This is a genomic window from Glutamicibacter nicotianae, assembly GCF_002797775.1.
GTDB classification, from domain to species: Bacteria; Actinomycetota; Actinomycetes; order Actinomycetales; family Micrococcaceae; genus Glutamicibacter; species Glutamicibacter nicotianae.
Genome location: NZ_PGEY01000001.1, coordinates 2,578,746 through 2,591,161, shown reverse-complemented (window position 1 = coordinate 2,591,161; position 12,416 = coordinate 2,578,746). Strand labels below are relative to the sequence as shown.

Here is a 12,416-nt window from a genome sequence, read left to right as displayed (position 1 = left end):
TCCGGAGAATAACGTGACCTTGACATCAAATGTTGCGAGCACCCTCGCAAGCGATTCGCAGGAAAGCAAGAACTACTGGCGCAAGGTGCTGGGGCAATACCCGACGGGAGTAACCCTCATCACCTCGGTTGATGAACACAAGAATCCCGTGGGAATGGTGGTCGGCACCTTTACCTCCGTTTCGCAGGATCCGCCTCTGGTGGGCTTCATGCCCATGAATACGTCGCGGACCCTGGATTTCATCATCGGCACAGGACGTTTCCGTGCCTCGGTGCTGGGAGACGAGCACGAGGAACTGGTGCGCCGCTTCATGCGCACCCCGCACGAAAAGCGCTTCGCCGGGGAAGAGTGGGAATTCGATGCCCACGGAATACCCCAGCTGGGCGACGCGGTTGCCTGGTTCGACGCGAGCGTCAGCGACGTCATGCCGGCCGGAGACCACAAGATCATCCTGGGCGCCGTCGAAGGCCTGGGGCTGGGACGACGTTCGGGAACCATGCCGCTGCTGTTCCTCGGCGGCCAATACGGATCCTTCAACACCCCCATCGGGGTGCCCGGCGGGACGGACCTGGCCTCCCGGCTGAAGGTCGCGAACAAGGTGGGGGACTCCGTGCGCGAGCTCGCCGCCGAGCTGGATGTCGAATGCACGCTCAGCACGGTCATCGGCGAATCCGTGTTGGTGCTCAGCGAGGCGAACTCGCGTATGCCCTACGGCGGGATGTCCTTCCCGTTCGCCGCTCCGATCGCGCCGGCATTTGCCGTCTGGGGCACCGATGCGTGCCGCAACGCTTGGATTTCGGCGGCCAAGGCATTCCACGGCCAGTGGGATGACCGAGCGCTGGAAGATGCTATCGCGCAGGTGCAGCGCAACGGCTACAGCCTGTCCTTCGGCCCCAACCGCGCCTCGTACTACGAGCGGGCCATTGCCTGCTCCACTTCGGATGCTCCCATGGCGCAGCTTTGGAAGCAGATGGAAAGCGACTTCCACAAATTCCGCAGCGACCCGCATCCGGAAAAGTACGCCACCCTGATCCAGGTTCCGGTCTTCGGACCGGATGGCACCGCCCACTACGATCTGGTGGTCACGGGCTTCGGACCGGATGCCAGCCCTGATCGGTTCGCCGAGGTGGTATCCACGGCACTGAAAGCGGGGCAGAAGGTCACCGAACTGATCGGCGGCGCTACCCCGGCCAACTACCAGCCGGTGCTCCCGTAGCATTGCGCGATCCGGGACCCGGCGGGCCGCGCACGGAAAACTCAACCGAAAATCATCGACGACCTTGAAGAGGGTGACGAAAATAATGGATATCTACGATACGCACCTCGGGTTCGTCGCGGATCCGTGGGGCGGCCTGCAGATGGCCCCGGCGACCCAGGCCGGCCAACAGCCAAAAGAAGTGAAGATCTTGGAAAGCGAGATAGAAGACAGATGAGCCTCGAATTTTTGCACACGACCCTGGGCCAGCGGGTACTGTTCGGCTCGGGAAAAGCCTCGCAGCATCTCGTGGAGGAAGTAGAACGTCTGGGCGCCAAGCGCATCATGGTCATCGCCTCGGGCTTCGAAGCGCAGATGGCTCGAGAAGTCGCGGCAGACATAGACGTGGCGCTATGGCACCACGAGGTGGTCATGCATGTGCCGCTGGACGTGGCGCAACGTGCCCGCCAGACCGCAGCGGATAACGAGATCGACCTGCTGGTGTGCGTGGGCGGCGGTTCAACCACCGGTCTGGCCAAGGCCGTCGCCATGACCACCGCCCTGCCCATCGTTGCGGTGCCCACCACCTACGCAGGCTCCGAGGCCACTAACGTGTGGGGCCTGACCGAAGACGAGTTCAAGCGCACCGGGGTGGATGACAAGGTGCTCCCGGTGACAGTCATCTACGACGCACAGCTGACGCTGAGCCTTCCCGTGGAACTGTCCATCGCCTCTGGCCTGAACGGCATGGCCCACTGCATCGACTCCATGTGGGGCCCGCGCGTGGACCCGATCAACATGGCGCTGTCGGCGGAAGGCATCCGCGCGCTGGCCTCCGGGCTGTCTCGGATCACCAAGGATCCGCTGGACCTGGATGGCCGCGAGCAGGCGTTGTACGGCGCCTACCTCTCGGCGGTGGCCTTCGCCTCGGCCGGATCCGGCATCCACCACAAGATCTGCCACGTTCTGGGCGGCACCTTCAACCTCCCGCATGCGCAGACCCACGCCACGGTGCTTCCCTACGTGCTGGCCTTCAACGCCGCCGCCGCACCGGAAGCCGCGGAACGCATTGCCGCCGCCCTGGGGTCGGATGATGCGCTTGACGGGCTGCAGAAGCTGCGGGCGCAGCTGGACGCCCCCAAGGCCCTGGCCGACTACGGGTTCACCGAAGCGGACATCCCCCTGGCGGTGTCAACGGTGCTGCCGCTGATTCCTGCCAACAACCCTCAGGCCCCCACCGAGGAGAACCTCACCGCGCTGTTGTCCGCCGCCCTGCGCGGGGAAGATCCAGCCACCCTTTTTACGCCGGTCTTGAACGGATAATCACGATGACTACCAGCACCAGCCAGAGCACCTCCAGCGTCGATCAACAGGACATCGAAGAACGACTGATCCGCAACGTCCTCAAATCGTTTGAAGGATGCGCCGATGAGCGGTTGAAGCAGGTCATGCAGTCACTGGTCAGGCACCTGCATGCCTTCGTCCGCGACGTGCGGCTCACCGAAGAGGAATGGAGCACCGCGATTTCATTCCTCACCGAGGTTGGGCACATCACCGATGACCAACGCCAGGAATTCGTGCTGCTCTCCGACGTCCTCGGGGTGTCGATGCAGACGATCAACGTCAACAACGAAGCCTACGGGGATGCCACCGAGGCTACGGTCTTCGGCCCGTTCTTCGTGGACGATGCGCCCCTGATCGAAATCGGCGGAGACATCGCCGGAGGCGCCGCGGGACAGCCATGTTGGGTCGAGGGCACGGTCAAGGACACGGACGGCAACCCGGTCCCGGGCGCCCGCATCGAGGTGTGGGAAGCGGATGACGAGGGGTTCTACGATGTCCAGCACACCGATGGCCGGGTCTACGGCCGGGCGCATTTGTTCAGTGACGAGAACGGGGAATACCGTTTCTGGGGCCTGACCCCCACTCCGTACCCGATTCCGCATGACGGGCCGGTGGGGCGGATGCTCACGGCCACAGGGCGTTCTCCGATGCGAGCCAGCCATCTGCATTTCATGGTGACTGCCCCGCAGCTTCGCACCCTGATCACCCACATTTTTGTGCAGGGAGATGAACTACTGAAATCCGATACCGTCTTCGGCGTGAAGCAGTCCCTGATCAAGAACTTCGAGCAGGTTGCCGCGGGGACGCAAACCCCGGACGGACGGGATCTGGATGATGAACAGTGGGCCAGGGTCCGCTTCGACATCGTCCTGGCTCCGGCCCAGTAGCCCCTGCCAACCGCAGAGGGCGCGGGGTTCCGCGCATGAGGCAACCCACGGCGAATAGCCCGGTCCATTCGGACCGGGCATTCTGCGTTTCCGGGAGATGCAGGACATTGCGCGTGTTTCAGATGCGTAGCAATTGCGTCGCCCCGGCCTGCGAATGCCGAAGAAACGATACGCACTTACCGGCGGCTTCATCGGTTCCCGGTCACGTCCGGCTAAACCGCCGCAGGCGATGGCGATGCACGCTGTTGGCTGACGTGGACGGTGACCCTGATGATTGAGATCAAGCATTAACCGAAGAAAGTAGGTCATTTTTGCGGTCGGGGTGCCGCTGCTTCTTCCCTCGCGGCCACGCCCGGCATCCAGCATGGCAGGAACAGCAACGCACTGTCCGAGGCGCCAGTTGCCTGGCGTGATTCGGCAGGAAAGGTTCTGGGTCGAATGCCCGCCCACTCCCAGCAGTGCCACGAGGATGATCGCCATCGCCATGTCGGGCGAGGCCGCGAAGCGCAGGCCCAGCAGTCCGATCAGGGTGAGCCCCGCGCAGAACACCGCGATTCACGCAGGACCGAACCTGTCCCCGGCGTTGGCCGTGAACCACGGGCCGAAGACCGCGGCCCCGGTGAGCACGAACGGGAGGGCGAGCGCCTGCGTGAGCGTGAACCCGCTGCTGCGCATGGCTTCGGCGAGCCAAGAGTGTAAGCCTAGCCAGGTGACCAGCACGCGCGTGCTCTTCGAGAACATCGCCGAGAAGCGTTGAATTAGGGCGAGCCGAATTGAAAGCAGGAATCCGATGAAACAAATCCAGCGCACTGCTGTACTGACAGGTGCAACCTCGCCCCAGGGGATCGGCATCGAAACCGCCCGGCACTTAGCCCGGGAAGGCTGGGGCATAGCGATTCTGGATCTGGACCACGCCGCATCCGAGCGCGTAGCCGCGGAGATTGCTGAAGAATTTGGCGTGCCGGCATTCGGCCACGAGATCGACGTCGCCGACGAGTCCTCGGTCGCCACGGCGCAGGCGGCAGTGGCAGCGCGCGTCGCCGCACCGGAGCTGCCTCCCACCGGCGCCGTAGTGAATATCGCGGGTATTACGTCCCCGGTGGATTTCCTGGATACGACTTTGGATATCTGGAACAAGATCATGAACGTCAACGCCACGGGCACGTACTTGGTTACCAAGGCATTCCTGCCGGAAATGATCGACAGTGGATGGGGACGAATAATCAACATCTCCTCCGTGTCAGCCCAACGTGGCGGCGGCGTCTTTGGCAAGGTTCCTTATTCCTCGGCGAAAGCGGCAATCCTCGGTTTCACCAAGGCGCTGGCCCGTGAGATCTCGGCCAGCGGTGTCACCGTCAACGCGATTGCACCAGGCGCTGTGGATACCAACATCCGCGTTGGCAGCACCGACGAGCAGGAAGCGGCCAGTGCCGCGGGGATCCCCATTGGGCGCACCGCAACCACTGGAGAAGTCGCATCGGTCATCGGCTTCCTGGTATCCGAAGGCGCTTCCTACCTCACCGGCACCACCCTTGACATCAATGGTGGCAGCCACATGCATTAGCAGTTCTGGGTCCGGGCAAGTTCAAGGAAAAGAAGAAGCCAGTGGCCACGCTCCGAAGAGTTCGAGGCGTGGCCACTGGCCTATTGTCATGTTCTGGCGGAAGTTACCCGAACCAGGGCTTCTCGGCCGCGGCGAGCGTCCCGTCGTTCTTGGCCATGTTCAGCCACTGGTTCACGTACTCCTGGAACTCGTCATCACCCAGCGGCAGCAGGTAGGCCTTCTGGGAGAAGTTGAACGGCTTGTCCGGGTGCACTGCGCACAGCTCGGGATGCTCATTGGCCACCCACCGGGTTTCCGAGGCATCGGTGGTCATCACATCCGCCCGTCCGGCAATGATCTCATCGAAGATCTTGTTGTTGTCCTCGAAGCGGATGATTTCCCCGTCGGGATAGTTCGCGTCTGCGAATTTTTCGTTGGTGCCGCCGATCGGGGTGATGGAACGGACCCCGGGCTGGTTGATTTCCTTGATCGTGTCGTACTTCTCCACGTTCTCGCATAGGGTGATGGGTGTCTTGCCCTCGTCCAGTGTGGCTTCGCTGTAGTAGGCCTGCTGGGCACGTTCCATGGAAATGGAAACCCCGCCTACTGCCATGTCGCAATTGGAGAGGAAGTCCGGCATCAAGTCCTTCCATGAGGTCTGGATGAACTCGGGTTCGACGCCCATGGACTCGGCAAGATCCTTGGCCATCGTGATGTCGATTCCCGACCATTCCCCGGTTTCCGGGTCGAGGTAGGTGAACGGCCGGTAGTCCCCGGTGGTGCAGACATTCAGCGTTCCGGCTTCAATTACGCTGGCCAGCCGGGTGCTGTCGGAAGCTGGCTTCTGGTCGTCGCCAGATTCCGGGGCTGGAGCCGAACAGCCTGAAAGGAACAAGGCCGCGCATAGGAACAGCAATGGCAACCGGCGGGTGATGGACGGATTCTTCTGTGAACTGTCGGTCATAGTCCATCAATCTATAAGCGGTCCAAGTCAGGGCACAAGACTTCCGAGTTTTCTTACGCGAGCAGAATTCAGCCGGCGGCAGGAACCGCCGCAGTGATGTCCAGCGCGGCCACGAGGTCCTTGCTGTGCTGGTGTTCCGGGTCAACCAGGAAATCGTCGAGGGGGCGATGCTCCACCAGCTCGCCCTCGTAGAACACTGCCACGTCATCACTCACATAGCGGATCACGTCCATGTCGTGGGAGATGACCACGAGGCTCAGCCCCATTTGCTCGCGCAAATCAAGCAGCAGGTCCAGGATGTGGCGCTGGGCTACCGAATCCAGTGCCGAGGTGGATTCATCGCAGATCAAAACCTGCGGCTCGGTCAGCAGCGCACGTGCGATAGCCAGTCGCTGGAGCTGGCCGCCTGAACACTGGCCCGGCCTGCGATCCAGCAATTGCTCGGGCAATCCCACCTGGGCCATGGCTTGCGCCATGCGCTCGCCGGCCTGGATTGCCGGCAGCCGGTGCACCGCCGCGCTCATCGAAGTGCGGATGGTAAGCCGGGGATCGAAGGAGGAATAGGGTTCCTGGGCGATGACCTGCACCCGGGTTGCTTCGCCATTATGGTGCGCCTGAATGATCCGACCGGTGGTTGGCTGTTCCAACCCGGCCAGCAGCCTGGCAAAGGTGCTCTTGCCGGAACCTGAGCGGCCCACCACACCCAGGACCTGGCCACCATGCAGGCGCAAGCTCGTGGGGTTCAATGCTGCCGGGCCTTTTGCGCGGCGCGTATAGTTCTTGCCCGCGTCCACCGACTCGAGCAAGCATGCCGAATCCGTCGCACGGAGCGTGCGCAGAGGAGGCAAGCTGGCTTCGATAAGCTCGCGTGTCTTGGAGTGGCGGTCCTTGGAGAAGATCAGCGCGGTAGGGCACTGGTCCACAATCTGACCGTCGCTGACTACTACAACGCGATCCGCGATGTGCTGGATGCTGGCGATGTCATGAGTAACGAACAGGACGCCTACGCCGCGCTCCTGCTGCTTGCGGCGCAGCAATTGCAGCACCTCGGACTTGAGGATCGAATCCAAAGATGATGTCGGTTCATCGGCCAGGATGAACTCCGGATCAGCGGCTAGGGCGATGGCAAGCATGGCGCGCTGGGCCATCCCGCCGGAGAGCTGGTCCGGGCGTTTGCTGGCAATCTGCTTGGCGGGAGACAGGCCTACTTCCTCGAGCAAGGACAGCACCCGATCCTCATGCTGGCGGGCTTTGCCCCAGCCGTGAGCTCCCAAGGCCTCGAGCAGGTGCGCGCGGATGGTCAACCGCGGGTTCATCACGCGCTTAGGCTGTTGGAACAGCATGCTGATGCGTCGTCCGCGCACCGAGTCCATGGCTTTCTCGTCCAGCTGGTCAAGGCGCTGGCCATCAAGCAGGATCTTGCCCTCAGCACGCAGCTGCTGGGGCAGCAGGCCGATAATCGCCTTGGTGAGCAGCGTCTTGCCGGAACCGGAACGCCCTACCACCGCCACCAGTTCGCCGGCTCTCAAGGCGCCACGTGCCTCGGAAAGCAACCGCTGATCGCCGGAGCTGACCGAGAGATCAATGAATTCAAGTTCTCTAGTCATGGATTTCCGCCTTGGCCTCGGTAGCAAGCACGTCCTGCCCGCCCAGCACGTGGGTGATGCGATTGCCCAGCAGGGTAACGCAGAAGCTGACCAGGAAGATGGCTGCGCCCGGTGCAATCATGCCCCACGGGGAGCGGATCGCATGAGGCTGGGCCTCGGCCAGCATCGAACCCCAGTCGGACTGCGGCGGCTGGACTCCGATGCCCAGATAGGACAATGAGCCGAGCAATACGAGCAACAGGCCGAAGCGCAAAGCGGCCTGGGCCAGCACCGGACCCGCGACGAAGGGCAGGACATGATGGCGCAGGATGAACCAGCGTGAAGCACCCACATGCTTGGAGGCCTCGACATGGTGGGTGCTCAATGCCTGGGCCGCCATGGAGCGCACCAACCGTGCCGTGGGGGTCCATGCCACGACGCCCACGGAAAGCACCATAGTGGAGAATCCGGGTCCCATGACCGCGATGATCAGCAGCGCAATCACGATTTCGGGCAACGCGAGCAGCAAGTCGTTCACGCGCAGGGAGAGCTCATCCAGCCAGCCGCCGCGCACCGCGCTGAGCAGGCCCAGTGCGGTGCCCACCAGCAGCGAGAACAGCGTGGTGATCAGTGCTACCGATAGCGAGAACCGGCCACCATGCAGCACCCGGCTCAAGGTGTCGCGGCCCAGGGCATCGGTGCCCAGCAAATGGGCCAGGCTGGGTGCCTGCAACCGGTCCGCCAGGCTCTGGGCGTTGGGATCATAAGGGGAAATCCACGGGGCGGCGATGGTCAGGATGACCACTGCCAGCAATATGAACGCGGGAGGTGAAAGCAGGATTTCCCTGGAATGATTCCTAGCCATGCCGTACACCAATCCTCACATTGGGGTCACTGATCTTGTGCACCAGGTCAACGATTCCGGTCACCACCACGGCACAGGCCACGACAACCACCACGCCGCCCTGGGCTACCGGGATATCAGCATCAACGATGGAGTCGAAGATCAGCCTGCCCATGCCGGGAATGGCAAAGATGACTTCCACGATGACCGACCCGCCCAGCAACCCGGCAAACCAGACACCGACCATGGTCCACAATGGCAGCAGTCCGTGGGGAACCACGTGGCGAACCAAAGCGTGGGTGCTGCTCAGCCCGCGGGCACGAGCCGCCAGCACATGTTCAGAGTCCAGAGCCTGGCACACCCCCGAGCGCACCGCGACGGTGAAGAAGCTGATGGGGCGCAAGGCCAGAATGAAGACCGGGAGCACCAACGAGGCAGGGGAATCGAACCCGGCCGAGGGCAGCAGCGAGAAGCGCACCGCGAAGAGCAGCACCAGCAGCGGAGCCAGCGCGTATTCAGGGATCGCAATGAGCGCATGGGTGATGGAGGTGATGAGCCTATCTGGCCATTGCCCGGCGCGGGTTGCCGAAGCGACGCCCAAAAGGATGGAGGCCACTATGGCCACCAGCAGGGCGCTGCCGGCCAAGGATAGGGTGACGCCAATGGCCGGGAGCACCTGGTCGGCTACCGGGGTACCACTGATATGCGAGATGCCCATGTCTCCGGTGGCGAACCGGCCCAGCCACCTTCCGAATTGCACCAGCATCGGGTCATGCAGGCCGAATTGCTCTGCGTAGGCCTGCACCGTTGCCTCATCGGCGGCCCCAATGTCCATGCGGGCGCGCAGCAAGGAGCGCACGGGGTCCCCGGGGGAAACAAAGGGGACCAGGAATACCGCGAAGGATGAAAGCAGAACTGCTGCGCCGAGTCCAAGGACTCGGCGCAGCATGGTGGTTAGAGGAGACACGCTAGCTGGTCTTCGCCAGATCCTTGGTCAGCACGTAGCGGGTCAGCGGGTCCTGGACGTAGCCCTGGACCTTGGCTCCCACGGCGTCAATTGCCTGCTCGTTGACCAGCCAGACGTTCGCGGCGTCTTCGGCGAGGATATCGCCTGCCTTGCGGTACAGGTCGTGGCGCTTGGTTTCATCCTTCTCCACCAGTGCCTGGCCGACCAGCTTGTCATAGTCCTCGTTGCAGTAGTGGCTCAGGTTGTAGCCGCCCTCGCAGGTGTAGTCGGACTGCAGGAAGCCGATCGGATCAGCGATGTCGATCATCCGGTTGCGCTGGCTGAGGATCATGTCGTACTTGCCGGCCAGCACATCGGGCTCCGCGGCGCCGTAGGACTTGGTCACTACGTTGGCCTGCAAGCCGATCTGCTTGAACTGCTCCTGGATGATGGCGCCTACCCCGGCGAACTCCGCGCGTTCGGTGATCGCAATGATTTCCAGCGGCTTCTCCTGCTTGTATCCGGAAGCTTCCACCAGCTTCTTGGCTTCCTCGAGATTCACCTGGGGCACTGTCAGATCCGGGTTGGCCCAAGGCTCGCTCGGGGCAAAGGGGCCGGTGGCAGGCTGCGCTGCACCTTCGTAGATGCTGGCGGCCATGGCTGGCAGATCCAAAGCCATGGTGGCGGCCTTGCGCAGCTCCGGGTTGTCGAATGGAGCGCGCGAGTTGTTCAGGTACAGGGTCGAGGTGCGAGGCGAATCGGCCTTGAGCACGCTGATCTTGTCATCGGCCTCCAGGGTAGCCAGGCTGGTGGCCGGGATGGACATCGAGATGTCCGCTTCGCCCGTCTGCACCTGGGTGGCACGGGTGGCGCCTTCGGTGATGTAGCGGATTTCTCCGCCAGCCAGCTTCACTTCGCCGTCCCAGTAATTCTCATTGCGGTCCAAGGTCAGGGACTGCCCGGCTTTTTCGGAGACCGGGGCGAAAGGCCCGGTGCAATGATGCATCGGATCGATGCCCTTGCCGGTGTACGCGGCAGGGGAGAGCACACCTGCGTTCACGCTGGCCATGCGGTAGGGCAGCAGCGGATCCGCGCCGGGGGTGGTGACCCGCACGGTATCAGCGTCGAGGGCTTCGACCTTCTTGATGGTCTTGGGGTTCACCGCACGGGCCGGTGCGGTCGCCTTGAGCACATGGTTGAGTGAAGCGGCTACGGCCTTGGCATCCATGATGGTGCCATCTTGGAATTCCACGTTCTTGCGCAGCTCGAAGTCCCATTCGGTGTCCGAGGCCTGCTTCCAGGAGGTAGCGAGCATCGGTTCGACGGTTTTGGTTCCCTGGTCGTATTTGGCCAGGGTTTCCAGGCAGCCGGCGATGGAGAGCACGTAGGCGTCGTCGCTTTCCAGCGCCCAATTGGAGACCGGGGCACGGAAGTTGGCCACGACTACCCGGGCCTCCGGGTCCGCTGCTTTCTCCGGAGCGGAGCTGGCGGAGGTGGAGCTGCAGGCGGCCAGCGCGAGGGCAAGGGCCGCGAATCCTGCGGCAGCGCTCAATCGTCCAAGTTTCATGGAAATCCTTCGGCATTACGTGATGGATTGGCATCTAATGCAATAGTGCCTTGGTAAGCGTACCCTAATTAGCGGCCTTGTCTTGCTGATAATTACCCCGCTTGAAAACCGGAAGGAAAGCACCCGTGCAGCGTTCTGTAAGAGTTGAAGCTGAGTAGTGCAAAGTTGGGGTGCCGTATGGAAATTTTTCGCAGATTAAGCGTCATGTGTCGCAGTTCATGCACCCTGGGCAAGGACACCTGAGCGTCGCACGAGTAATGCGGCGAGCCAAGCAGCAAGGCCCAAGGGGAGCATGAGGAAAAGCCAAGGCAGGAAGCCGGGGATGAGATCCTGGCCGGCCTGCGCCAGGAGCCACCCGACCAGCATGTTCCCCACCAGCACAGCCAGGCCGCCGCAGCTGGCGAGCAGGCCGAAGTAGGATCCAGTGGCGCGGTGCCCGGCGAATTTTGGAACCAACGACAAGGCCGTGGGATGCACGCTCATATGCCCCAAAGCCAGCAGAGTGACCGCGCACAGAATGCGGATCGGACCAGTCTGCTCGCCGAAGGCCGAGGCCGGGAGGAACGCCAGCACGCCAAATCCCAAAGCGCTCGAGAAGTACCCGCAACGCAGGGTCGCCGCCGCGCCGATCCGTGCAGCGATCCAGGCGACGGGCAATTGCAAGCCCAAGGTCAGTACAGAGATCCAAGCGAATACCAGTCCCAGCCACTGGGTGGGCATGCCAGTGCGTTGCAATTCCAGGGGAATGGCCAAATAGAGCTGGTTGTATGCCAGCAAGTCCGAGGCATGCAAGGCGCAGAACGCCACGAACTTCCGGTCCGCAAGGCAGCGCCGCAGGCTGCCGGGCTGGTGCTTCGGCTGTTCCGGGCTTTCCGAGCGATCGCGCGAATAACTGTCCGGGGCGGGACGGCGCAAGGCTGCAGCGAGGAACAATCCGATGGCGATGAAGAACAGCGCCCCGAAGCCTGCAACTGTTGCGAACCCCCAGCCCCACAGTGCAGCCCCGACCAGCGGTCCGGTCACGGCGCCGATCTCTCCGGTAATGCTCAGCCAGGCAAACAGGGAGGCCCGTTTGGCTCCCGTGGCCTGGCCCCTGTCGCGCGCGGTCTGGGCCGCGCCCACCAGGATGCTCAGGCCCGGGGAGAAGAGCGCTCCGCCGAATCCGGTGAGCAATGTGCCGAGGATAAATAGCCAGAGCTGCGGGTCGCCCAAGGACAGCGAGGCCGCCAGTGTGGAGAACCCTGCGGCGCGTACCGCGCAACCAATGAGAATCATGCGCCGGGCGCCGAACCGATCGGCCAGGCTGCCTCCGGCCAGGAAGAGCCCTTGCTGGGCGAAGGTCCGGACACCCAGGATCAGGCCCACCGCGGTACCTGCCAGCAGGAAGTCGTTGGCTAGCACTACAGCAAGGAAAGGAACCACAGCGTAGAAACCGATATTGAACAGCGTCTGTGTTCCCAGAAGCACCGGGACTTCGAAGCGGGGGGTGCTGGATTTCATGGACCTCGGGGAACGTGTTGGTTCGGCTAACCGCTAGCGG

At 62.8% G+C, this 12,416-nt stretch carries 12 protein-coding genes; 6 read left to right on the top strand and 6 right to left on the bottom strand.

Annotated features, from left to right (window positions below):
- The first annotated feature begins 13 nt into the window (after positions 1-13).
- The 6 genes from ATK23_RS12050 (at position 14) to ATK23_RS12030 (ending at position 4,990) form a co-directional block, all read left to right on the top strand.
- The gene (locus tag ATK23_RS12050; protein WP_066142339.1) at positions 14-1,216 is read left to right on the top strand and encodes a flavin reductase family protein; all 1,203 of its coding nucleotides are present in this window, start codon (positions 14-16) and stop codon (positions 1,214-1,216) included.
- 85 nt (positions 1,217-1,301) lie between these two features.
- The gene (locus tag ATK23_RS16680; RefSeq protein ID WP_255209572.1) at positions 1,302-1,433 is read left to right on the top strand and encodes a hypothetical protein; all 132 of its coding nucleotides are present in this window, start codon (positions 1,302-1,304) and stop codon (positions 1,431-1,433) included.
- Positions 1,430-2,518: a maleylacetate reductase gene (locus tag ATK23_RS12045; RefSeq protein WP_066142336.1), complete on the top strand. Its 1,089-nt coding sequence runs from the start codon at positions 1,430-1,432 to the stop codon at positions 2,516-2,518. Before ATK23_RS16680 ends, ATK23_RS12045 begins: the two co-directional genes overlap by 4 nt.
- 5 nt (positions 2,519-2,523) lie before the next feature.
- Positions 2,524-3,426, top strand: a complete 903-nt coding sequence (locus ATK23_RS12040; protein ID WP_066142329.1) for a hydroxyquinol 1,2-dioxygenase — start codon at positions 2,524-2,526, stop codon at positions 3,424-3,426.
- A 409-nt stretch (positions 3,427-3,835) separates the two neighbouring features.
- Positions 3,836-4,183, top strand: coding sequence for a hypothetical protein (locus ATK23_RS12035; RefSeq protein ID WP_157066403.1), 348 nt, complete (start codon positions 3,836-3,838; stop codon positions 4,181-4,183).
- 33 nt (positions 4,184-4,216) lie between these two features.
- Entirely contained in the window at positions 4,217-4,990 is a 774-nt protein-coding gene (locus ATK23_RS12030; RefSeq protein WP_066142324.1) for an SDR family NAD(P)-dependent oxidoreductase, read from the top strand.
- Between the two features lie 103 nt (positions 4,991-5,093).
- On the opposite strand, the gene ATK23_RS12025 is transcribed toward ATK23_RS12030, so the two are convergent.
- The 6 genes from ATK23_RS12025 to ATK23_RS12000 all read right to left on the bottom strand — a co-directional run bounded on the left by ATK23_RS12025 (position 5,094) and on the right by ATK23_RS12000 (position 12,376).
- Positions 5,094-5,933, bottom strand: a complete 840-nt coding sequence (locus ATK23_RS12025) for a transporter substrate-binding domain-containing protein (protein WP_066142322.1) — start codon at positions 5,931-5,933, stop codon at positions 5,094-5,096.
- 68 nt (positions 5,934-6,001) lie between these two features.
- Positions 6,002-7,540, bottom strand: a complete 1,539-nt coding sequence (locus tag ATK23_RS12020; RefSeq protein ID WP_066142319.1) for an ABC transporter ATP-binding protein — start codon at positions 7,538-7,540, stop codon at positions 6,002-6,004.
- Entirely contained in the window at positions 7,533-8,384 is an 852-nt protein-coding gene (locus tag ATK23_RS12015) for an ABC transporter permease (RefSeq protein WP_066142316.1), read from the bottom strand. Before ATK23_RS12015 ends, ATK23_RS12020 begins: the two co-directional genes overlap by 8 nt.
- Complete coding sequence (locus ATK23_RS12010; RefSeq protein WP_245858393.1) at positions 8,377-9,330, bottom strand: ABC transporter permease; 954 nt, start codon at positions 9,328-9,330, stop codon at positions 8,377-8,379. The genes ATK23_RS12015 and ATK23_RS12010 overlap by 8 nt, the downstream gene beginning before the upstream one ends.
- A 1-nt stretch (position 9,331) precedes the next feature.
- Positions 9,332-10,876 (bottom strand): ABC transporter substrate-binding protein, encoded by a 1,545-nt coding sequence (locus ATK23_RS12005; protein ID WP_066142313.1) that lies wholly within the window; start codon positions 10,874-10,876, stop codon positions 9,332-9,334.
- Positions 10,877-11,092: 216 nt separating this feature from the next.
- Entirely contained in the window at positions 11,093-12,376 is a 1,284-nt protein-coding gene (locus ATK23_RS12000) for an MFS transporter (RefSeq protein ID WP_083515611.1), read from the bottom strand.
- Between the last annotated feature and the right edge of the window lie 40 nt (positions 12,377-12,416).

Excerpts from the sequence above, each read along its gene's own strand:
- ATK23_RS12015 (WP_066142316.1), bottom strand. The coding sequence starts at position 8,384 with ATGGCTAGGAATCATTCCAGGGAAATCCTGCTTTCACCTCCCGCGTTC.
- ATK23_RS12025 (WP_066142322.1), bottom strand. The coding sequence starts at position 5,933 with ATGACCGACAGTTCACAGAAGAATCCGTCCATCACCCGCCGGTTGCCA.
- ATK23_RS12045 (WP_066142336.1), top strand. The coding sequence starts at position 1,430 with ATGAGCCTCGAATTTTTGCACACGACCCTGGGCCAGCGGGTACTGTTC.
- ATK23_RS12005 (WP_066142313.1), bottom strand. The coding sequence starts at position 10,876 with ATGAAACTTGGACGATTGAGCGCTGCCGCAGGATTCGCGGCCCTTGCC.
- ATK23_RS12030 (WP_066142324.1), top strand. The coding sequence starts at position 4,217 with ATGAAACAAATCCAGCGCACTGCTGTACTGACAGGTGCAACCTCGCCC.
- ATK23_RS12020 (WP_066142319.1), bottom strand. The coding sequence starts at position 7,540 with ATGACTAGAGAACTTGAATTCATTGATCTCTCGGTCAGCTCCGGCGAT.
- ATK23_RS16680 (WP_255209572.1), top strand. The coding sequence starts at position 1,302 with ATGGATATCTACGATACGCACCTCGGGTTCGTCGCGGATCCGTGGGGC.
- ATK23_RS12000 (WP_083515611.1), bottom strand. The coding sequence starts at position 12,376 with ATGAAATCCAGCACCCCCCGCTTCGAAGTCCCGGTGCTTCTGGGAACA.
- ATK23_RS12040 (WP_066142329.1), top strand. The coding sequence starts at position 2,524 with ATGACTACCAGCACCAGCCAGAGCACCTCCAGCGTCGATCAACAGGAC.